The sequence below is a fragment of the Geomonas sp. Red276 genome (assembly GCF_054784495.1).
Map to the genome: position 1 here is coordinate 80,484 of NZ_BLXW01000012.1, position 19,804 is coordinate 100,287.

Consider the following 19,804-nt stretch of genomic DNA (forward strand, 5'->3'; position numbering starts at 1 on the left):
GTTGTCTGCGTCGGCTCATCCCGTTCCCCGGAACGGGACCCTGTTATGGTGTCACTTTAGATGAAGCTATACAAGTCGCTACTTTTATTGGCAATCTTTCTCTGCGTTCTTCCCCGTTCTTCCTGGGCCCTTTCTTCGGCCAACATCCCGCTCGACAGTCCGATCTATCTCTACCTGGAGAAGCTGGCCGGTTATGGGCTGGTGACCAGCGACATCAAAGGGATCCGCCCCTATTCGAAGAGCGAGGCCGCCCGGCTCCTTCTGGAGGCCGAGGGACGCCTGGAAGCCGGGGAGTATCCCCCCCTGGCCCGGGAGATCTGCAGCCGCCTCAGAACGCTCATCCCCCGCGAGGCCTTTCTCCACGACCGCCCCGACCCGGCGCCGTTATTCGACTTCAACCCGGTTTCCAACGCCCGCCTTCGCTACGTCCACCTGGACGGGGTTCCCCGCGACTACTTCCGTACCTTCAACGATCCCGGCAACGACGGTGTCTTCGGCATCGGCAGCGGCCTTCGCCCCCCCAATCCCTATCCATCCCCGTCCCAGCAGCGTGGCAGCGAAGGGACCCCGCTCATGGAAAACAACGAGGGGGTGATCTACCGAGAGGGGCATAACTTCGATATCCGCTTCGACACCGAGGGATACTTCGGCAGGATCGCCTCCTTCCTGGTCGAGCCGATGTACCTCTGGTCGGAGGCGGACCGCAAATCCACTCTCCGCCTCGACAAGGGATACCTGAAGATCGGGGGAGGGGGGATCGAGCTCGAGGCGGGGCGGGACGAAAACTGGCTGGGGCTCGGCTACCGGGGAGCGATCACCCTGACGGACAATCCGAAGAACTTCGACTTCGTCAAGCTCTCCAGCCCGGAGCCGGTGGTGAGCCGCTACCTGTGGGACCTCAAGTACACCCTGCTGGTGGCCCAGTCGGAACGCACGGTAACCGACGGGCAGGAGCGGCAGCCGATGTTTATGGCCGCCAAGGTTTCCTTCAAGCCGCTCGAGCAGCTCGAGTTCGGGATCAACCTCGGCCGGCAGGTCGGCGGGCCGGGAATCGACAACAGCACCCTGGAGACCCTGCGCGGCTTGATCGGCGGGTTCAACAACGACAACTCCAACTCGCTGGCGGGGATCGAACTCCGCTGGCGGATCCCTTCCCTGCGCAATACCGAGATCTTTGCCGAGTACTCCGGAGAGGATGCCGCCGCCTTCTGGCCCATCGTGGAGAGCTACGTGGCCGGGTTCTACATCCCGCGGCTGACCGCCGACGGGGCCGACGATCTCCGTTTCGAGTACTTCCTGGGGAACAACATCCTCTACGCCAACGGCACCTTCCCCGAGGGGTACCTCCGTTACGACCTCCCTATCGGCCACTCCCAGGGGGGCGCCAGCCAGGATTTCTTCCTGCGCTACAGCCACTGGTTCTCCCCGCGCAACAACCTGGCCATCGAGGGGATCCGGACCACCCGAGGCGACATGGGGCGTCTTCCCATCGACGCCACCGGCCGGTACGACGCGGCCGGGACCATGGAGGCCCTGGAGAAGAAGTATGCGGTCCGGGTCTTCTGGATGGTGCCGGTGAAAGGGGAGTGGAACGCGCTCCTGTCCTGGGGGCACGAACGGGTGGAAAACTTCAACCTGCAGCCGGGGGTGAACCGTACCAACGAACTGCTGCGGGCCGAACTCTCCTACCGATATTAGCCTCGCTTGCCTGCTAACTCTTTATTTCCTCCTCGATTCGCGCTATATTTCCTGATCACGTTTTCCGGCCCCCAAATCAGCGAAGGTATCCGCTATGTACTGTGAGTTTTTCGGCTTCCGGGAAAGTCCGTTCACCATCACCCCGAACCCCCGTTTTCTCTTCATGAGCGAGCGGCACCGGGAGGCGTTTGCCCACCTCCTCTACGCCATCGAAAGCCGGGCCGGGTTCGTGGAGCTTACCGGTGAGGTCGGGACCGGGAAGACCACCCTTTTGCGGACCTTCCTCAACCGGCTGGATTCCAAGGGGCACCGCACCGCGCTGATCTTCAACCCCTGCCTGTCGTCCTTGGAGCTTCTCCGGAGCATCAACCGGGAGTTCGGCATCCCCTGGGAGATGGAGAGCAGGATCGACCTCCTGCAGCAGCTCAACACCTTCCTCCTCGAGCAGAAAGAGGCCGGGCGGGCGGTGGTGCTGGTCATGGACGAGGCGCAGAACCTCTCGGCCGAGGTGCTGGAGCAGATACGCCTGATCTCCAACCTGGAGACCGAGACCGACAAGCTTATCCAGATCGTCCTCTCCGGGCAGCCCGAGCTTTTGGCCCTGCTGGCCAAGGACGAGCTGCGGCAGCTCAACCAGAGGATCACGGTCCGCTACCACTTGCTGCCGATGGACTTCGACTGCGTCGGCCGCTACATCGACCACCGGATGGAACTCGCCGGCCGGTTCCGTGCCGCCCAGTTCACCCCGGGCGCCCTCAAGAAGATCTACCGCTTCTCCGGGGGCGTCCCGCGGCTGGTGAACATCGTATGCGACCGCGCGCTCCTGATCGGCTATACCGACGAGACGCGGGTCATCACCGGACGGATCGCCTCCCAGGCGATTTCCGAGGTGACGGGACGAAGCCCCTACGCCAGGGGGGTGGCCTTCTTCAGCCGCCTGCTGCGGTTTCTGCCCCGCTGATATCTGACAGGACCGAGGAGAATACCCGATGAGTTCGATACTTAAGGCCCTTGAAAAGGCCGAACAGTCCACCTCCACCCGGCGAGGCGGTCCGGAGCGGATCGTCGCACCCCGCCAGCAGCGCCCCTCCTGGGTGCTCCCGGTCGGCGTCATCGGCGGGGCCGCGGTGGCGGCGTTTCTCACCTATGCCGCCATGGGCGGATTCAGCAAGCATAACGAGAAGGTCGCCGCTCCTGCTGCCACTTCTCCGGTTCAGGCCGTGAGGGCCGAACCGGCGCCGGCTGCGGTGGCAACGAAAGCAACCCCGGCTGTTGCACCGGCCGCTCCTGCGGCGGCACCCGCCCCCGTACCTGCTGCCGTCGCCCCGGCAACCGCAGTAGCCCCGGTAGCCGCCAAGCGAGCTCCGGCGCCTTCCGCCAAAAGCGCAGGCCCCGTCAAAGTCGCGGCCAAGCAGCCGGTGGCCAAGGTGGCGACAGCCGCTCAACCGGCGCCCCGTACGGCCGCGGCCACCAAGGCGGTGCGCCCCGGCACTTCCCGTTCCACGGCTGCCGTTCAACCGGCCGCGGTTCCTCTCCAGTTGGCGCCCGTAGCTCCGGTCCCGGCAGCCGCCGAGCCTCCCCGTCCCGAGTTGAGGGTGACCGGCATCGCCTGGCAAAACAACAGCGAATCGAGCGCTGCCATCGTCAACGGACGGATGCTGCAGCAGGGTGGAAGCGTCGACGGCTACCGGATCGAGAAGATCTTCGAGGACAAAGTCCGTTTGAGCGGAAAGGGCGGGACCGTCGAGGTACCGCTCACCGGGGGCGAATAGGAGAGACAGTGGCACCACGAGACAAATCGACGGAAAACTGGGAGGCCCTCTGTAATCAGTGTGGCCTCTGCTGTTTTGAAAAGCTGGAAGACGAGGACGGCAGGATCCTCTACACCTCGACACCGTGCCGGTATCTCGACATCTCGACCCGGCGGTGCAAGGTGTACAACAAGCGCTTCAAGGTGAACCCCGAGTGTGTCCAGCTCACCCCCGAGTTGGTCAAGGAGCTCAAGTGGCTTCACCGCACCTGCGGCTACAAGGTCGCGCTCAAAAAAGAGAGCGAGTAAAGATCCCCTCGCCCCTTCAGGCGAGAGGGTGGCCGAAGGCCGGGTGAGGGCAGGTTTGTAGGGTGGGCAGCCCCTGCCCACCATTACCATAAAGATACGCGTGGGCACCGAGTGCCCGCCTACAACAGGAGACAGCGAATTGGCAAAAGTGATTAAATTCGAAGCGAATGGCAGGCTTTCCGGCAAGGCTTTCCACGCATTGGATCTGGAGGAGAAGCGGAGGTACCTGGCAACGAGGGGCGCCAAGGAAAAGATGGAGCTGATCGTCTCCGACCCGGATGCCAAAAGGCTCGCCGCCTCCTTCGAGCCGCAGGAATTCTACTGGCTGGTGAAGGAGATCGGGGAGAGCGACGCGGTGGAGCTCCTGGAGCTTGCCTCGCCCGAGCAGTCGGTCTTTTTCTTCGACCTCGAGACCTGGGATGGCTACGATTTCTCCGAGGACAAGGCGTGCGAATGGCTGGCCCATTTCCTGGAAGGGGGCGAGGCGCGGGTCCACCAGCTGCTGAATCGGCTCGACTTCGAATTCCTGCAGCTCTTTTTGTCCCGCGAGCTGATCGTCGGGGGAGGGATCGGCGACCAGAGCAACGACGAGGAGCGTCTGGCGGAATATGACCACACCTTCGACGGCGTTTTCATGCTGACCTTCAAAAACCCCGAGCACAGCCAGCTGATCGGGGCCTTCGTCTCCATGCTCATCAAGCTGGACAACCCGCTCTACACCGCCCTCATGGAGGGGATCAAGGGGGATGTCGATCTCGAGCTCGAGGAGAGCTGCCTCCGCTTCAGGACCGGCCGCCTGGAAGATCTCGGCTTTCCTCCCTTCGAGGAAGCGATCTCCATCTACGCCCGTGTCAATCCGGCAAACTTCCAGCTCGAGGGGGACAAGGATCTCTCCCTGAGCGCCGAAGAGGGCGCCGTCATACCGCTTCCGCCGCAGGACGAAACCCTTTTCTTCCGTGCCTTGGGGATTGCCGAGCGTCCGGCCCTCGTGCAGGAGCTGAACTACCTGGTGAATAGCGCCCTGGTGGCCGAAGGGGAGGCGATGAGGGATCCCGAAGCGATGGGCGACATCGCCCGGCGCACCTGCGGCTATCTCAATATCGCGCTGGAAAGCCTCTGCGGCACCGATGAAACGAAAGCGGCCGGGATCCTCCGGAACGAGCACCTCAAGCACCTTTTTCAGCTGGGCTTCAGCATCGTGTACCAGCTGCACTTCGAGGCGGAGAAGATCAAGGCGACCGATCCCGCGACGGAAAAGCTCCTGGAAGGCATTTTGGCCAGGCGTCCCCGCTACTACCGCGCCCTCGACCCCGATGCCGTCGACGCCTACCGCGAGTTCCGCGACCTGGGCGACGTCAAGCGGGCCGCCGACCTCCTGGCCGAACTGGCCGGCTGACCGACAAGGGAATTTGGGCACGGCTGGAGAGTCGGGCCCAAATTCCCCCCTTTCAAAATCACCTCACGCCGCGACTTCTCACCCGGATTATTGATTAGCCCGTCTTTACTTTCCCCTACCTAATGATATAGGTGTCTCGGTTGTTCTCATCCTTGCGACGGGAGACCGGACATGATGCCTGCCAACGAACGCGTCATCATCGAGCTGGGTGGACTCCTCAACAAACCCACCGACCTCTGCATACTGCCCCGCTCGGCCCAGGGTACCATCAGCCCCGCCATCATAGAGCTTGCCAAGGGGTTTGATATTCCCCTGCGCCAGGATGCGTCGCCCTTAGGGGACCTCATCGTGGAGCCGGTCGTCTCGCCAAAGGCAATGTGCCGGAAGGTCGGCTGGGCCACCTCGGTCAGCCGGAACCTTTCCCACATCGAGGCGATACGCAGCATCTTCGCCTCGCTGGCGGTCTACCTCGACAAGGACGAGGAGGTAGGCGACGTCCAGACCCCGCTGCTGGGGACCGGTGCCGGAGGGCTGAAGGATTTCGACGTCTACCGTGCGGTCGTCGAGGAGATGAATAGCTCGAACTCGGCTGCCCGCATCAGGATCATGGTCAATGAGGAGTCCCGCTACGAGGATCTCATCAACACGATAAGCAGCAGCCAGGAGGGTGGCGCCCCGGCTCGGGAGGCGAGGGATACCTATCTCCTGGCGCTCCCGTCGTCGACGATTTCAGCCTCTGAAGAGTACTTCAGGACCTTCTTCGATCACTTCAGGGAGGGCGGGTACATCACGGCCAACTGGGACGTGGGAAGAGAGTTGAAGAAGGATGACCGTGTCTTTCTCATGCGTCGGGGTGACCTGGCCGGGCTCGTCGGGTCCGGTACCGTCGTCTCCACCGAGGCCGCCTCCCGCAAAAAAGGAGAGGCACGGACCCATGCCGACATCGACTGGGATTACCTGGCCCCCACGCCCCTCATCGACGTGCAGACCCTGGAGAAGCAGATCGACCCGAGGATAGCATGGCAAGAGGCCGAAAACGGTGAGGAACTTCCTGCCGAGACCGCACTGAGGCTGGAAAAGATGTGGGGAGAGTTACGCGAGGCCCCACAGTCAATGCCGCCCCTCCTTCCGCCCCATGCCTGGGTCGAGACCGATTCGATTTCCACGGAGGCTGCCAATTTCCTCGACCGGGACCGGCTCGACCTCAAGGATCAGGCGGGGATCTTCGCTGCCCTCCTGGTGGCACAGAGCATCCACCCCCCCTTGGCGCTCTGCCTGCTGGGAGATTGGGGCGTCGGGAAAACCTTCTTCATGCGGCTCATGCAGGAAAACATCCAGCTTATGACGGGGAAGGGGGGGGCATCCACCGCCGGCGAGGGGGCCGTGACCCGTGCGGTCCAGATCGAGTTCAACGCCTGGCACTACGTCGACTCCGATCTTTGGGCGAGCCTTGCCTCCCATATATTCAACGGCCTCACCGACAACCTGGCCGGGAAGGCCGAGAAGCCCGCCCAGGCGAGGCAGCAGCTCAGGAGCAAGATATCCTCGAGCGCCCTGGAAAAGGAGCAGGCGGAAGGGGCGATCGAGGTCGCCAAGGCAAAGCGGCAGGAGGCGGTGGCCGAGCTCCAGAAACATGAAAGAGACCGGGCAAAGGCGAAGGCTGATTACGAGGCGGATCGCCTGCAGAGGGTATGGGAGGCGGTGATGACGGTGAACGCCTCCGGGAAGGATGACAAGACTTTCCAATCCTTGAAGCAGGACGCGGAACGGACCGCCAAGGAGTTGGGGATCACCGACGTCATCGACAGCGCCACCGAAGCGAGAAGGGTTTACCTGCAACTGCGGCAGATTTACTCGAAGAGATCGGGGGTAAACTCCCTTCTGGCTACCCTTTTCTCCGGGAAGCAACTCTGGATGTCGCTTGGCGTCCTGGCGGCCTGTACGGGCTTGGCCGTTGCCATCCCCCTACTGCTTAGGCGATTCGCCGGTGACCAGGAGACGGTCAGGGCCTTCGTCGCACCGGTTCTCCAGCTCACCACCGTCCTGGGCGGAATCTCGGCGTGGGTGGGTAAGAAGCTATCCTCGGTTTCCGCAGCCATCACCTACCTCGACAAGGTCCAGACGGAAATGCATAACCGATCCCTGATAATGGACACGGTCAGCCGCGCCGAGACCCAAGCATCTAAGAATCTCAAGAAAGCCGATGCGGAAATTGCGACGCAGCAGAGGAAAATCGAGGAGGCGGACCGCCAGATCTCGGCGGCCCAGGCCGAGATCCAGCGCATCGACTCGGGCGGGCTGGTCTATGATTTTCTCCAGGGTAAGGCGGCCGACTCGCGCTATCTGGACCGCCTGGGCCTCATCTCGGTAATCAGGCAGGACTTCGAGAAGCTCAAGAAAACCCTGGTCGACTGGCAGGAAAACTACGCGCGGACGGCTACCAAGCGCAGCGACACCGACACCCGACCCGTGGAACGGATCATCCTCTATATCGACGACCTGGACCGCTGCCCCCCCAAGCGGGTCGTGGAGGTTCTGCAGGCGGTACACCTGCTCCTGGCCTTCGACCTTTTCGTGGTGGTGGTTGCGGTCGATTCACGCTGGCTCGAGCGCTCCCTCAACGAGGAATACAACCCCGACGGAGCGAAGGAGCGCCCAAACGAGCCGGTCCACCGGTTCAGCGCGCACAACTACCTCGAAAAGATCTTCCAGATCCCCTTCACCCTTCCTGCCATGACTGCCGAAACTTACGGGGCTCTGGTGCTAAGGATGATCAACGAGCCGCGGGAAGCCGCCTTGAAGCGGTCGGCCGAAGCATCCGGCGAAACAAAGCCTTTTCCTCCTCAGGATGCGGGAACCGGCGTTGAGAAGAAAACGGCCGCAAGTCAGGCTCAGAATACCTCGGGTGAGACGCCGGATGGCAAAGGGGAGGGGGGGCAACAGCCGCCACCGAAGGAGGTGACGAAGGCGGATGGCGTTGAGAAGGACGACGAGCTCGAGAAAAAGGCCCGTTTTGTGGCGGAACAACGGATCAAGGCGATGATCCTGCACGAGTACGAGCAGCAGTTCATCACCGGCCTTTTTCCCTTCATCGGGACTCCCCGCAAGACCAAGGCCTTTATCAACATCTACCGGCTGATCAGGGTGAACGCCTTCTCGATGAAGGAGCACCCGTCCTATCTCGACAAGGAGAACGGGCAGTACCGGATCGTGCTCACCCTGTTGGCCATCAGCCTGGGGGTCCCGGTGGCACCGCGGCTGCTGCCGGTTTTTCGAGTGGGATTGGAGATGGAGGCAGGCGGTGGAACTTTCACGGAAATCCTGAAAAACTGGTGCGACGCACTCGCGATTCCAGTCACCGATACCAACGACCTCCTTGAGAAAGTGGATCAAACAATATTCCTGCTGAAAGAAAAAAACGCGGGATCCATTGAGAACGACATGACCAGGTACAGAGATTTCGTCGACATCGTCTCAAGGTACACCTTCTACTGTGGGGAAGCCTCGTCGAGCAGGTAGACACCATTGTCCGCCAAAGGCACCGGTAGCTTTGCATCGCAAAATAGTTTAGACTCTCCCGGCTCACCCAGAGCAGCATCCCTTTTTCGTTTTCCGTGACACTCCGGGGTTTTTAAATCCGGGAAAGCCGGTAAACTTGAGAGGATCATTTAAGCTCCGGACTTCACAGGCCGGTAAAAAGGAGCGAACAGATGCCGGGTCACCGCCTAAAAACAATCAGGACTCCAGGACTTGAGGATCTTCCGCCGCTGCCGATGGACGCGGCGAGCCTGGTCAGGAACTTCGAACACCACTACGCACACCACCTGGGACGCGACAAGTACTGCCGCTCCCTTCGCTATCACTACCAGGCCCTCGCCTTCACCATCCGCGAGCGACTCCTGGAACGCTGGAACAAGACCCGCTACGCCTACATCGCCGCCAGTACCAAGAGCTGCTACTACCTCTCCCTGGAATTTCTCATGGGAAGGGCGCTGGGGAACTCCATGCTGAATCTCGGCATCACCGACGAGGTAGCCGCCGCCGTGCACCAGATCGGCGTCACCATGGAGGAGATCACCGACGAGGAGATCGACGCGGGGCTTGGCAACGGCGGCCTTGGGCGCCTCGCCGCCTGCTTCCTCGACAGTTGCGCGACCCTGCAGCTTCCGGTGATGGGATACGGCATCCGGTACGAGTACGGCATGTTCCGGCAGCGGATCGAGGACGGCCGCCAGGTGGAGGAACCGGACCACTGGCTGCGGGACGGCCACCCCTGGGAGCTCGAGCGTCAGGAGTACACCCAGATAGTCCGTTTCGGCGGGCGCAGCGAATTCATGCGCGACTACCAGGGGCGCGGTCACTTCCGCTGGGTCGACACCCACGACGTGCTGGCGGTCCCCTACGACATCCCGATCCCCGGGTACCGCAACGGGACGGTCAACACCCTGAGGCTTTGGAAGGCTGCGGCCACCGACGAGTTCGACCTCGACGAGTTCAACGCCGGCAGTTACACGGAATCGGTGGCCATGAAGAACGCCGCCGAGAACATCACCATGGTTCTCTACCCCAACGACGCCAGCGAGAGCGGCAAGGCGCTGAGGCTTCGTCAGCAGTACTTCCTCGCCTCGGCGAGCCTCCAGGACGTCATCGCCCGCTGGATATCCCGTAACGGCAGGGATTTCACCGAGTTCGGCGACAAGAACTGCTTCCAGTTGAACGATACCCACCCAAGCTGTGCGGTTCCCGAGCTGATGCGGCTTTTGATGGACGAGCAGGGGATGGGATGGGAAGAGGCGTGGAACATCACCAGCAGGTGCATGGCCTACACCAACCACACCCTGCTCCCCGAAGCGCTCGAGAAGTGGTCGCTGGACCTCTTCCGGCAGCTGCTCCCCCGCGTGCTGGAGATCATCTTCGAGATCAACGCCCGCTTCCTCTCGGAAGTCTCCAGCCGCTGGCCGGGCGACAACGACCGGCTGAGGAGGATGTCCATCATCGAGGAGGGGGCCGATCCGCAGGTCAGGATGGCCTACCTCGCCATCGTGGGGAGCTTCTCGGTGAACGGCGTCGCCGCCCTCCACTCGCAACTGCTGGTGGAGGGGCTTTTCCGCGACTTCTACGAGCTTTGGCCGGAAAAGTTCAACAACAAGACCAACGGGGTGACCCCGCGCCGCTGGCTCGCCTGGTGCAACCCGGGGGTGAGCAGGCTGATCGCCGACCGCATCGGGGAGGGGTTCGTGGCCGACCTCGCGCACATCCGGGAGATCGCCCCCCTGGCCGACGACCCCGAATTCCGGGAGCGCTGGTACCAGGTGAAGCAGATCAACAAGCAACGGCTGGCAGCCCTGGTCAAAGAGCAGTGCGGCGTCGAGTTCGACGCGCATGGGCTTTTCGACGTCCAGGTAAAAAGGATCCACGAGTACAAGCGGCAACTCCTCAACATCCTCCACGTCATCCACCTCTACGACCGGATCAAGCGCGGCGACACCGAAAACTGGACGGACCGCTGCGTGCTGATCGGCGGCAAGGCGGCTCCGGGCTACTACATGGCCAAGCTGATCATCAAGCTGATCTGCAACGTGGCCAAGGTCATCAACGACGACGCGGTGGTCAACGGCAGGCTGAAGGTCGCTTTCCTCCCCAACTACCGCGTCACCGCCATGGAGATCATCTGCCCGGGAACCGATCTCTCGGAGCAGATATCGACCGCCGGCAAGGAGGCCTCGGGGACCGGCAACATGAAGTTCATGATGAACGGCGCGGTCACCATCGGCACCCTGGACGGGGCCAACATCGAGATCCGCGAGGAGGTGGGAGACGACAACTTCTTCGTCTTCGGGCTGACCGCCTCCGAGGTTGAGGAAATGCGGCACAACTACCATCCCGCCTCGATCGTCGCCAACGATCCCGACCTGAGCCGGGTGATGCAGCTTTTGACCAGCGGGCATTTCAACATGTTCGAGACCGGCATCTTCGAACCCATCATCGCCTCGATCATGAACCCGCGCGACCTCTGGATGGTCGCCGCCGATTTCCGCAGCTTCGTCAACGCGCAGCAGCGCGTGTCGGAAGCCTACCGGGACAGGGAGCGCTGGACCAGGATGAGCATCATCAATACGGCTCACAGCGGCAAGTTCTCCACCGACAGGACGATCGGCGAGTACAACCGGGACATCTGGCATTTGAAACCGGTTCCGGCCGAGTAGCTATTGGATCTGGTTAACGCTCTTTTTCTCAAGGTTACTGGCGTCTTGCCGATAACTGATCCATGACGACACGCCTGCCCTTGAATCCCCGGGCCAGGTTCAGTGTCAAGACAGTTACCGTACCGTGAGTGCAGGCAACCAGGAGGAACAATGTCAGCCCAGAACCTACCCGTAAAGAAAAGTGAGACACAGCACGAGCTGATCCAGCTGGTCAGCTTCAACCTGGGTGCCGAGGAGTATGCGGTGGAGGTCCTGAAGGTCAGGGAAATCATCCGCATGACCGGCATTACCCATATACCGAACACCCCGCACTACATCGAGGGGATCATCAACCTGCGCGGCCAGGTGATACCGATCGTTTCCCTGAGGAAACGCTTCAGCATGGAGTTCAACGAGGTCGACCACCACACGAGGATCATGGTGATGGACATCGGCGGCAAGTTGATGGGATTCATCGTGGACGGCGTTTCCGAGGTGATCAGGATCTCCAGCGGCGAGATCCAGCCTCCTCCCGCCATGGTGGCCGGCGGGGTCGACCAGGACTTCATCTGCGGGGTGATCCAGCACTCCGACCACCTGCTGCTTATGCTGCAGTTGGACCGGATGTTCAGCTCCGAGGAGCAGGAAAGCCTGATGCTGATGAACGGCTAGGGAGCGGGAAGTCAGGATGGATCCAGCGGGGACCGGCGCAAGCGTCGGTCCCTTTTTTATTGGTAGCGTACGTGGGAAACTCACGGGCAAGCTAACCCAAAGGCATACGGCGCTCGACGAAAGCTATCCGTCCCCCCGTGAAATGCATTCTCTACGGAAGGAATGGCATTTCCCGCTCGGCGGATACCATACGGCACTCGACGAATGCTATCCGTCCCCCGCGAAATGGATTCCCTGAGGAAGGAATGGCATTTCCCGCTCGGCGGATACCATACGGCGCTCGACGAATGCTATCCGTCCCCCGTGAAATGGAGTCCCTGAGGAAGGAATGGCATTTCCCGCTCGGCGGATACCATACGGCGCTCGACGAATGCTATCCGTCCCCCGTGAAATGGATTCTCTACGGAAGGAATAGCATTTCCCGCTCGGCGGATACTACCTGGGGTTCGTCGATAGTCATCCTTTGCTCGCGGAATGCATTCTCTGCGGCAGCGAACGGGTCGTTGGGTCGGCAGATCTTATTCGAGAATTTAAAGTGAATGGGACCCCCCTTATTGAAAAGGGGGGCAGTGGGGATTTGCCTGGAAGGAGTTAAGAGCCCCGGTTGCCATCTGCCTCAACGGCCAGCTTCAGCCCGAAAGCCGCTTCGAAGAGATCCGCTTTCGCCATAGCGCCGTGCACCTCGACGGAGAGGTCACCCTGCCCGACCAGCTTGATCTTCAGGGATTTACCGTTGAGTGCGAACTCCAATCCTTCGACGACCGAATTGCGTCGCCTGTCGAGGCCGTCGCACAGGCGGAGGATGCCGCCGAGGCGGGAGACGAGGGTGCGGTCGCCGGGGGCGAGCCGGGTGTACTCGTCGTGCTTCTTCTTCGGGAGTGCCTTGCGGTGATAGCGGGCGATGTTGGCGATCAGTTCCCGCTCCCGCGGCGTGAAGCCGAAGACGTCGGCATGCCGGATCAGGTGGTAGGAGTGCTTGTGATGGCTTGAATAGCTGATGAAATAGCCGACGTCGTGGAGGAGGGCGGCCGCCTCCAGCAGCCGGGCGTTCTTCTCGGAGAGTTCGAACCGCTTGTTCAAGGCGTGGAAGATTTCCAGCGCGAGTTTTCCCACCTGCCGTGAGTGCTCAGGCTCGAAATGGCAGGCATTGGCGAACTCGAGGACCGAGTCCCGCCAGCTGCGGGGCCGCTTCCCGACGAAGAGCCCCTCCTTACGCAAGGTCTGCAGGATGAGCCCCTCCCGGATGCCGCGCTCATTGACCTTCAGGACGTTGACCTTGAAGAAGTCCATCAGCTCGTCGACCACCGCCACCCCGGCCACGATGATGTCGGAGCGGTCCGGGTTCAGCCCCGGCACGGCCCGGCGTTCGCGGTCGCTCTTGCGGGTGAGCATGGCCAAAAGGTGCACCACCTCGGAGCGAAGGAGCTCGTGGCCGTGCAGCGAGTCGTAGCGCTCCTTCTTGGCGGCGGTGATCATCGCCGCGATATTGGTAATGGCCCCGCCGGAGCCGATCAGGCACTGCATCCCCAACCGGTCCCCCGTATACTGGACCTTCAGCGTCTTCCTGACGTGCTTCCTCAGCCTCTGGAGTTCCTCCGGGTTGACCGGATCCTGCTTCAGGAAGGTTTCGGTCAAAAATACCGCCCCCAGTTCGAGCGAGATCAGTTTTTCCGTGTGGGTCCCTACCGCCGTGATCACCTCGAGACTGCCGCCGCCGATGTCGAAGATGAGGTAGCGAATCCCTTCGAGGTCGAAGTTGTGGAAGGCGCTCAAGGCCGCCAACTCCGCTTCGTCCTTGCCGCTGATGACGTTCACCTGGACCCCGACCTGCTCCTCGATCGCCCTCACCAGTTCGGCGCCGTTGGCGGCTTTGCGGACCGCGCTGGTGGCCACCGCCTGGATCGATCCCACGTGGTAGCCGTCGATGATCTTCTTCTGCCTGGTCAGCGCCTCGATGGCCCGGTCCCAGGCAGCCTCGGAGATCTTGCCGGACTGGTTCAACCCCTCGCCCAGACGGACAAGCACCCGCTCGTCGTCCAGGATACGGTATTTGCCGTTGGGGAGCGATTCGATGACGATGCTGCGAATGGAGTTGGTCCCGATGTCGATGGCGGCCAGCCGCGGCAATTGGACCGCTTTGGCCTCGGTGGCGGGTCGTTGTAGTTTATGCACCGGCGCTTTGGTCATCATGTTCCTCTGCGGTCAGATCGCCTTGTCGAGCGCTTTCCGGGCGCGCCTGATCCCTTTGCGTATCCTATCGAGGCCGCTCCCTTCCAGGCCGGTCAGCCGCTTCTCCGCTTTTTTCATGGCCTTTCCGGCTCTGTGCGAGCGGCGGCGCCCGTCGGGGAGAGCCCTCAACGCTTCCTCGATGCGAACGAGGTCGGCGGAGAGCTTCTTCCCGGCCTTGCCGCCGAGCTTGGCGGCGAAGCGGTCCTGGGCCTCCCGGGCCAGGTTGCGGGCGTGGTCCCTCACTCCGGCCGCCTGCTGCTCCAAGTCGACGTTGCGCTCCTCACCGTGATCGGGCGAGGCGGCTGAGTCGCCGGCAGGTTTCTTATTCGCCTTGGGTTCGTTTTGGACTCCCTCTCGGGACGCCTCTCCCGCTTGGGAGGAGGCGACGGGCCCACCGGCCGGCTTTTTCTTCACCTTGGGCTCGTACCTGACTCCCTCCCGGGACAGTTCCCCCGCCTGGGCCAGGATGATCCCGACCTTGCGGGCGCCCACGCCGGGAATGGCCTGCAGGCCTCCTTCGCCGGCCCTGACGATCTTGTCGATGCTGTCCAGGCCGCCATCACTCAACCGCTGGGCGAGTACCGTGCCCACGCCCTTCAGTTGCCGTAGTTCCGTTCGGGTCGTCTTCCTCATCCTCATGATCCCATCCCCCTTTCCGAAAAATCGCAAAGAACGTTATTCCTGCAAGCGGGCCAGCACGTCGTCACGCGAGTCGATGGTCTTTCCCCCTCCCGATATCATCTGCAGCAGCGTGGCCTCTCCCGGCCTGAAACCATCGACCTCGAGAGAAACAATGGCTCCCTTTTTCAATGAGCAAGGTCCGTGAACCTCGAGTAGATCATGAACGAGCATCCCCACGTCCGGTTCGTGCCCAACCAGGACCACCTCCTTGGCTTCGCGATGAGCGGCGAGGCATTTCTCAAGGAGAGAAAGTCGAAAGCCCGGGGCGAGCAGAGAGGCGATCTCACAGTCACCGGCAAAGTGCAGCGCCTCGGCGAGAATGTCCGCGGTCTGCACCGCCCGAACCAGCGGACTGGTAAGGATGACATCCGGCTGGAATCCACTCTTTTTGAAGGTCTTGGCGGCATCCCGAAAGCGCTCCCGGCCGCGCGTCGTCAGGTACCGGTGCTCTTCGCAAACTTGAGGGGAGCGTTCCACGGCTTCGGCGTGGCGTACGACGTGAATGATCATGGCGGGCCTTTCTTTCAGTAACCTGATTAGTCGCCAACTTCCGCTGCAGAGGACTTCCCCCGCTCTTCGAGGAGAGGGTCGGGGTGAGAATGGGGTAAAGTTGTCCTTCGCCTTGAAAGGGAAGGGACGTAGCGGAAAGATTCTCGTTAATCAGGTTCGGCAATGTCTCAACTTTAACGAAAGGGGATCGAAATGCAACTCATGGGAAAGGGGTGTTCATTAGAAACGCCGGTGTCGCCTGAGGAGGTAGGGGACGGGGGAGGGGGATGAAGGGATCGGAACCGACAGGACAAGCCGGTAAGAAGGTAAGGAGGTATGTCGACAACCGGCGAGCATGAACGCTGGCGGATTGGGTAGATACAGAGGTCCGGTAAAAGTGCTTGAGTAGCGTGTCGGGACGCGAAGGCCGGAGGGCTCCCCCCCTCACCGGAGGGGAGGAGAACCTGGGGAACCTGCTGACGGAAAGAGCCTAGGCGGTGGCGACGAGAAGCTTTTCGAGGTTTTCGCGGATGGCATCGGCGATGGCGTCGGAGGGGCGGGAGCCGCCGACGCCGCGCAGCCAGAAGCGGTCCACGGCGGTATTCCCGACGGTCTCGATGGTCATCTTCACCGGGAACAGGCAGCGCATGCTGAAGTAGTCGAGGAGGTCGCCCAGAAAGCCCAGCCTGTCGACCCCTTTGATCTCCATGAAGAGGCTGTCCTCTTCCCGGTAGCTCGAGAACTTCAGCAGCGAGATGCTGGCCACCGCACGGTCCGATGGGAGCTCTCTCGCTGCCAGTGCGGCGTAGTCCAGGCTCAAGGGATCGCTGGCAAACGGCGAGGCCTTGAGCTCGAAGCTGGAGTACCAGGCGCTCTGGCTGACCTTGGCGGCCTCGCCACGCTCGATGCTGATCCGGTGCTGGGCCAGTGCGGCAGTGAGCCTGCCGGTCCATCCCGGGGAGAGGAACCCCTTGATGACCAGGGTGTAGCAGTTCGGCTTTCCTGCGATGGGATCTATGGTGTATCCGATGGTGCTGGGTGAGTAAGCGGAGCTCTCGCTGGGGGCTCTGGTCTGGAAGGCTAATCTGTTCATGGCTCTCTCCTTTGAGTATATATTCACGTCACATCGTGATTGCTGGCCGTCGTCGGCGGTGGTTACCTGCCCCCGTCCTCGTCTACCGGGGTTCGATCCGGTGGTCCTCGATGAATTCTCGCGTGCTTCCGGCCAGGAAGCGGAACACTTCGCCGCGGCTTTTGACGAACCGCGGGAGATCTTCGTTGAGGATATCCTCGACCAGGTGGAGGGTCCGGCCGTCGTCGCGGCCCAGCTCGTCCATGACCGCCTCGAGCATCGGGATGATGTCGAAGAGGTCGTCCCGGTTAAAGGGCGCCGGGTCGTTCGGGCCGGTTAGCTTCGGCTCGTCCCGGGTCTCGAAAACCTTCGGGTACTTGTACTTGAGATCAGACGGCTTGATCATGAGCCCCATGGAGCACCTCCTCGCACCGTTCAGTGGGCGCCACACCCGCGGCAGCCCCCTCCACAACCGGTGGCCGGGTGCTCGGCCGGTGCCGATGGTTGGTAGGTGGCGAGCGAGTCGGAAGTCACGAACCAGCCCCCCTCGACCTGGGTCCCGCAGAGAGCGTTCTGCCTCACAAGCATCAGGACCTTCAGCTCGGTGGTCGCCAGCTGCACGGCGGCGTCCGCCACCGGCACATATTCGATTCCGTCCACCATCAGCGTCATGAGCCACCTCCTTGTCGGATGCCGGCACTTCTTCACGGACCATGCCAGCGCAAGTGAACCGGCTAAAAGCGCGGATTTTCAGGCAGTGGAGGCGCTGGCCGATCGTCTGCTGCGGTGATTTTGCTCATTTAATAGCCAACGCTGCCTTCAGCGTGGCAAAGAGCGCCATCCTCACCCCAACCTTCCCCTCGAAGGGGAGGGGGGCGTATGATCTCGATCACCCCTGTGATTCCGCCTGGTTCCAAGTGGAAGGCCTCGGTATGTGGTACAATACCTTCTCGGTTAATGGGAACGGCACTAGGGCGGCAATCATGGAGGGGGCTTGAAAGCGGAATTGGACGGCGCGATGAACGACAGCAGGGGGGCGCGATGAGCGACGGCACGCTATCCGGGCGGATGTCGGCCTCCGACGCGAAGACGGTGGAGAACGCGCTGAACGTCCTGGGGAGCCAGAAAAAGCGCAATATCTTCGCGCGCTTTCTCCCGTTCATGGGGCCGGCCTTCATCGCCTCGGTCGCCTACGTAGACCCCGGCAACTTTGCCACCAACATCCAGGGGGGCGCCCAGTTCGGCTACCTCCTCATCTGGGTCATCGTGGCGAGCAACCTGATGGCGATGCTGATCCAGGCGCTTTCCGCCAAGCTCGGGCTGGTCACCGGACGCAACCTCGCCGAGCACTGCCGCGACCGCTTCCCAAAACCGGTGGTCTGGGGGATGTGGGCCCTGATGGAGGTCGTCGCCATGTCGACCGACCTGGCGGAGTTCCTCGGGGCCGCCCTCGGTTTCCAGCTCCTGCTGGGGGTTCCCCTGCTGCTCGGGGCTGGCTTGACCGCCCTCGCCACCATGCTCATCCTCGGCATGGAGCGCTTCGGCTTCCGGCCGCTGGAGGCGCTGATCTCCTCCATGGTGGCCCTCATCGCGCTTTGCTACGTGGCCGAGACCGTCATCGTCCTCCCCGAGTGGGGCAAGGTCATCCACAGCACCTTCGTCCCCCGTTTCGCCGGGGCCGAAAGCGTCTTTCTCGCCTGCGGGATCCTCGGCGCCACCGTCATGCCCCATGCGATCTTCCTCCATTCGGCCCTCATGCAGGGGCGGATCGTGGTGCGGGACCGGGCCCGGCTCAAGAGCCTCTACCGGTTCGAGCTCGCCGACGTGGTGGTCGCCATGGGGGTGGCGAGCTCGGTCAACGCCGCCATGCTGATCATGGCCGCCGCCACCTTCCACCGCACCGGCCACACGTCCATCGCCTCCATCGAGGAAGCCTACCGGACCCTGGAGCCGCTCCTCGGGTCGGCGGCCAAGTGGATCTTCGGCCTGTCGCTGCTGGTCTCGGGGCTCTCCTCCTCCACGGTCGGGACCGGCGCCGGCCAGGTCATCATGCAGGGCTTCCTCGAGCGCCACATACCGGTCTGGCTCAGAAGGATCATCACCATGGCGCCCTCGGTGGCGGTGATCGGCGCCGGCTTCGATCCCACCAGGACGCTGGTGGTGAGCCAGGTGGTGTTGAGCTTCGGGCTCCCTTTCGCGGTCATTCCCCTGGTCCTCTTCACCAGCCGCAAGGATATAATGGGGGATCTCGTCAACCGGCCGTTGACGACGGCGATGGCGGTGTTGATCGCAGCCATCATCGTCCTTTTGAACTGCTACCTCATCTACAAGACCATAAGCGGGTGATGTCATGCTGAAGCACATTCTGGTACCGATAGATGGATCAATGATGGCCGAGGCGGCCCTGCCGGCCGCCTCGCTGCTGGCGGTGCGGTTGAAGGCCCGGGTTACCCTCATGCACGTGGTGGAGAAGGACGCTCCCGAAGAGGTCCACGGCCAGCCCCATCTCCAGCACCCCGCCGACGCGGAAAGCTACCTCCACGAAGCCGCCGAACGCTACTTCCCCGACTCCGTACCGGTCGAGTGCCACGTGCACACGAGCGAGGTGGTCGACGTGGCGGGGAGCATCGTCGCCCACGCCGAAGAGCTCGAACACGACCTGGTGATCATGTGTTCCCACGGCCGGGGAGCCGCCCGCCACCTCTTTCTCGGAAGCATCGCCCAGAGCGTGATCTCCCGCGGCTCGCTACCGGTGCTGATCACCCATCCCGACGCCGAAGGGCGCCCTCCCGCCTTCGCCTGCCGCCACATCCTGGTGCCCTTGGACGACGACCCGGAACATGCCGAGTCGCTCCCGGTATCCAAGAAGCTCGCCAAGGCCTGCGGAGCGACCCTCCATCTCGCCTATGTCATCCCGGACCTGGCGACCATTTCCGGGGAGACCGCGCTGGCCAGCCGGATGCTTCCGGGGACGACCCGGCGGGCGCTCGATCTCACCACCCAGGACGCGGAGAGGTACTTTGCGCAGCTGGAGGCCGCCTTGCGGAAGGAAGGATTTCAGGCGAGCGCGCACGTCATGCGCGGGGACCCGGCAAGCGTGATCCTGGATGCGGCCCAGCTTCCCGAGATCGACCTGGTGGTGCTGGGGACGCACGGCAAGACCGGCATGGAGGCGTTCTGGTCGGGGAGCGTGGCGCATCGGATCTGCAGCCAGTCGAAGGTCCCCCTCCTCCTCGTCCCGGTGGGGAAGGGGGGTGCGGGGGAGGAGGAGCCCTCCCCTTGAAGGGGAGGGAGAGCTTTTAAAAGGAGGGAAGGGTCGAAAG

16 protein-coding genes are annotated in these 19,804 nt (G+C 62.4%); 10 read left to right on the forward strand and 6 right to left on the reverse strand.

Annotation, left to right across the window (positions count from 1 at the left end; translation table 11 throughout):
* Window positions 1–60 precede the first annotated feature (60 nt).
* The 8 genes from ACYVL5_RS10470 to ACYVL5_RS10505 all read left to right on the forward strand — a co-directional run bounded on the left by ACYVL5_RS10470 (window position 61) and on the right by ACYVL5_RS10505 (window position 12,010).
* Complete coding sequence (locus ACYVL5_RS10470; RefSeq protein WP_460595514.1) at window positions 61–1,698, forward strand: capsule assembly Wzi family protein; 1,638 nt, start codon at window positions 61–63, stop codon at window positions 1,696–1,698.
* 94 nt (window positions 1,699–1,792) lie between these two features.
* A complete protein-coding gene (locus ACYVL5_RS10475) occupies window positions 1,793–2,659 on the forward strand; it encodes an ExeA family protein (RefSeq protein ID WP_460595515.1) in 867 nt (288 codons plus the stop codon).
* A 28-nt stretch (window positions 2,660–2,687) separates the two neighbouring features.
* Window positions 2,688–3,470 carry a hypothetical protein gene (locus ACYVL5_RS10480; RefSeq protein ID WP_460595516.1) on the forward strand — a complete coding sequence of 261 codons (783 nt, stop codon included), beginning with the start codon at window positions 2,688–2,690 and terminating at the stop codon, window positions 3,468–3,470.
* Between the two features lie 8 nt (window positions 3,471–3,478).
* Window positions 3,479–3,757: a YcgN family cysteine cluster protein gene (locus ACYVL5_RS10485; protein WP_460595517.1), complete on the forward strand. Its 279-nt coding sequence runs from the start codon at window positions 3,479–3,481 to the stop codon at window positions 3,755–3,757.
* A 148-nt stretch (window positions 3,758–3,905) separates the two neighbouring features.
* The gene (locus tag ACYVL5_RS10490) at window positions 3,906–5,153 is read left to right on the forward strand and encodes a DUF6178 family protein (protein WP_460595566.1); all 1,248 of its coding nucleotides are present in this window, start codon (window positions 3,906–3,908) and stop codon (window positions 5,151–5,153) included.
* Window positions 5,154–5,324: 171 nt separating this feature from the next.
* On the forward strand, window positions 5,325–8,672 hold the full coding sequence (locus tag ACYVL5_RS10495) for a P-loop NTPase fold protein (RefSeq protein WP_460595518.1): 3,348 nt from the start codon (window positions 5,325–5,327) through the stop codon (window positions 8,670–8,672).
* A gap of 191 nt (window positions 8,673–8,863) precedes the next feature.
* On the forward strand, window positions 8,864–11,359 hold the full coding sequence (locus ACYVL5_RS10500; protein ID WP_460595519.1) for a glycogen/starch/alpha-glucan phosphorylase: 2,496 nt from the start codon (window positions 8,864–8,866) through the stop codon (window positions 11,357–11,359).
* 150 nt (window positions 11,360–11,509) lie between these two features.
* Window positions 11,510–12,010 (forward strand): chemotaxis protein CheW, encoded by a 501-nt coding sequence (locus ACYVL5_RS10505; RefSeq protein ID WP_460595520.1) that lies wholly within the window; start codon window positions 11,510–11,512, stop codon window positions 12,008–12,010.
* Window positions 12,011–12,601: 591 nt separating this feature from the next.
* Here the strand turns inward: ACYVL5_RS10505 and ACYVL5_RS10510 are convergent.
* The 6 genes from ACYVL5_RS10510 to ACYVL5_RS10535 form a co-directional block, all read right to left on the reverse strand.
* Entirely contained in the window at window positions 12,602–14,197 is a 1,596-nt protein-coding gene (locus ACYVL5_RS10510; RefSeq protein WP_460595521.1) for a Ppx/GppA phosphatase family protein, read from the reverse strand.
* Window positions 14,198–14,212: 15 nt separating this feature from the next.
* Window positions 14,213–14,878, reverse strand: coding sequence for a helix-hairpin-helix domain-containing protein (locus ACYVL5_RS10515; protein WP_460595522.1), 666 nt, complete (start codon window positions 14,876–14,878; stop codon window positions 14,213–14,215).
* Between the two features lie 36 nt (window positions 14,879–14,914).
* Window positions 14,915–15,430 (reverse strand): SixA phosphatase family protein, encoded by a 516-nt coding sequence (sixA, locus tag ACYVL5_RS10520; RefSeq protein ID WP_460595523.1) that lies wholly within the window; start codon window positions 15,428–15,430, stop codon window positions 14,915–14,917.
* A 469-nt stretch (window positions 15,431–15,899) separates the two neighbouring features.
* Complete coding sequence (locus ACYVL5_RS10525; RefSeq protein ID WP_460595524.1) at window positions 15,900–16,502, reverse strand: ACT domain-containing protein; 603 nt, start codon at window positions 16,500–16,502, stop codon at window positions 15,900–15,902.
* 82 nt (window positions 16,503–16,584) lie between these two features.
* Window positions 16,585–16,896, reverse strand: coding sequence for a hypothetical protein (locus tag ACYVL5_RS10530; RefSeq protein ID WP_460595525.1), 312 nt, complete (start codon window positions 16,894–16,896; stop codon window positions 16,585–16,587).
* A gap of 20 nt (window positions 16,897–16,916) precedes the next feature.
* Window positions 16,917–17,153: a hypothetical protein gene (locus ACYVL5_RS10535; protein ID WP_460595526.1), complete on the reverse strand. Its 237-nt coding sequence runs from the start codon at window positions 17,151–17,153 to the stop codon at window positions 16,917–16,919.
* Between the two features lie 369 nt (window positions 17,154–17,522).
* On the opposite strand from ACYVL5_RS10535, the gene ACYVL5_RS10540 reads away from it, so the two are divergent.
* Together ACYVL5_RS10540 and ACYVL5_RS10545 are read left to right on the forward strand one after the other, a co-directional pair.
* Window positions 17,523–18,827 (forward strand): divalent metal cation transporter, encoded by a 1,305-nt coding sequence (locus ACYVL5_RS10540; protein ID WP_460595527.1) that lies wholly within the window; start codon window positions 17,523–17,525, stop codon window positions 18,825–18,827.
* A gap of 4 nt (window positions 18,828–18,831) precedes the next feature.
* Complete coding sequence (locus ACYVL5_RS10545; protein WP_460595528.1) at window positions 18,832–19,764, forward strand: universal stress protein; 933 nt, start codon at window positions 18,832–18,834, stop codon at window positions 19,762–19,764.
* Window positions 19,765–19,804 lie beyond the last annotated feature (40 nt).

Coding starts and splice junctions, on each gene's coding strand:
- ACYVL5_RS10470 (WP_460595514.1), top strand. CDS start 61: ATGAAGCTATACAAGTCGCTACTTTTATTGGCAATCTTTCTCTGCGTT.
- ACYVL5_RS10475 (WP_460595515.1), top strand. CDS start 1,793: ATGTACTGTGAGTTTTTCGGCTTCCGGGAAAGTCCGTTCACCATCACC.
- ACYVL5_RS10480 (WP_460595516.1), top strand. CDS start 2,688: ATGAGTTCGATACTTAAGGCCCTTGAAAAGGCCGAACAGTCCACCTCC.
- ACYVL5_RS10495 (WP_460595518.1), top strand. CDS start 5,325: ATGATGCCTGCCAACGAACGCGTCATCATCGAGCTGGGTGGACTCCTC.
- ACYVL5_RS10500 (WP_460595519.1), top strand. CDS start 8,864: ATGCCGGGTCACCGCCTAAAAACAATCAGGACTCCAGGACTTGAGGAT.
- ACYVL5_RS10505 (WP_460595520.1), top strand. CDS start 11,510: ATGTCAGCCCAGAACCTACCCGTAAAGAAAAGTGAGACACAGCACGAG.
- ACYVL5_RS10510 (WP_460595521.1), bottom strand. CDS start 14,197: ATGACCAAAGCGCCGGTGCATAAACTACAACGACCCGCCACCGAGGCC.
- ACYVL5_RS10515 (WP_460595522.1), bottom strand. CDS start 14,878: ATGAGGATGAGGAAGACGACCCGAACGGAACTACGGCAACTGAAGGGC.
- sixA (WP_460595523.1), bottom strand. CDS start 15,430: ATGATCATTCACGTCGTACGCCACGCCGAAGCCGTGGAACGCTCCCCT.
- ACYVL5_RS10525 (WP_460595524.1), bottom strand. CDS start 16,502: ATGAACAGATTAGCCTTCCAGACCAGAGCCCCCAGCGAGAGCTCCGCT.
- ACYVL5_RS10530 (WP_460595525.1), bottom strand. CDS start 16,896: ATGGGGCTCATGATCAAGCCGTCTGATCTCAAGTACAAGTACCCGAAG.
- ACYVL5_RS10535 (WP_460595526.1), bottom strand. CDS start 17,153: ATGACGCTGATGGTGGACGGAATCGAATATGTGCCGGTGGCGGACGCC.
- ACYVL5_RS10540 (WP_460595527.1), top strand. CDS start 17,523: ATGAGCGACGGCACGCTATCCGGGCGGATGTCGGCCTCCGACGCGAAG.
- ACYVL5_RS10545 (WP_460595528.1), top strand. CDS start 18,832: ATGCTGAAGCACATTCTGGTACCGATAGATGGATCAATGATGGCCGAG.